This is a genomic window from Microbacterium sp. SZ1 (assembly GCF_002362255.1).
Classification (GTDB): Bacteria; Actinomycetota; Actinomycetes; order Actinomycetales; family Microbacteriaceae; genus Microbacterium.
In genome coordinates this window covers 1-825 of the sequence record NZ_LPVV01000021.1, presented here as the reverse complement: position 1 = coordinate 825, position 825 = coordinate 1, and the positions used below count along the sequence as shown (strand labels likewise).

General features: G+C 71.3%; 1 protein-coding gene and 1 pseudogene. Both read left to right on the top strand.

Features of this window, described 5'->3' with window-relative positions:
• On the top strand, positions 1–642 hold a 642-nt coding region (locus AUC47_RS09765), incomplete at its 5' end, for an AAA family ATPase (RefSeq protein ID WP_143740720.1).
• Positions 642–825, top strand: a pseudogene (locus tag AUC47_RS09760) (DUF58 domain-containing protein); the annotation flags it as partial. The gene AUC47_RS09765 and the pseudogene AUC47_RS09760, both read left to right, overlap by 1 nt.

The window sequence follows — 825 nt, the reverse complement described above, 5'->3', positions numbered from 1 at the left end:
CTCGCCGACGAGATCAACCGCGCCTCGCCGAAGACGCAGTCCGCCCTCCTCGAGGTGATGGAGGAGTCGCGGGTCACGGTCGACGGCGTCACGCACGAGACCGGGCGCCCGTTCCTCGTGATCGCGACCCAGAACCCCATCGAGCAGGCCGGTACCTACAAGCTGCCCGAGGCGCAGCTCGACCGGTTCCTCATCAAGACGTCGATCGGTTACCCCGACATCGCGGTGACCGAGAGCATCCTCGCCGGTGCCTCCGACCGCAACCCGTCGGCCGGGCTCTCGGCGATCATCACGACGAGCGCCGTCGCCGACATGGCCGACCTCGGCGCCTCGGTGCACGTCGAGCCCGCCGTGCTGCGCTACGTCGCCGAGATCGCGGAGGCCACTCGCGAGGACTCGGCGATCCGTCTCGGCGTCTCGGTGCGAGGCGCGATCGCCATGATCCGCATCGCGAAGGTGTGGGCCGCATCGCAGGGCCGGCACTTCGTGCTCCCGGACGACATCAAGGCACTCGCCCGTCCCGTGTGGCAGCACCGCCTGCTGCTGGATGCCGAGGCGGAGTTCGCCGGGACCTCCAGCGACACGGTGATCTCGCGCGTCCTGGATGCCGTCGCGGCACCGCAGGCCCGAGCGGCGGCCTGATGACGACGGAGGCACTCCCGGCTGCGACCGCGCCGATCGACCGCGACGCCGGCTGGCGCGACGTCGCGGCGGTCATCGGCGCGCGCATCGTGGGTCGCCTCCGCCTCATCGCCGGTGCGATCCGTCCGCTGGCGTGGGTGCTGATGGCGCTCGCGGTCGGGTTCTGGATCCTCGGACAGATCG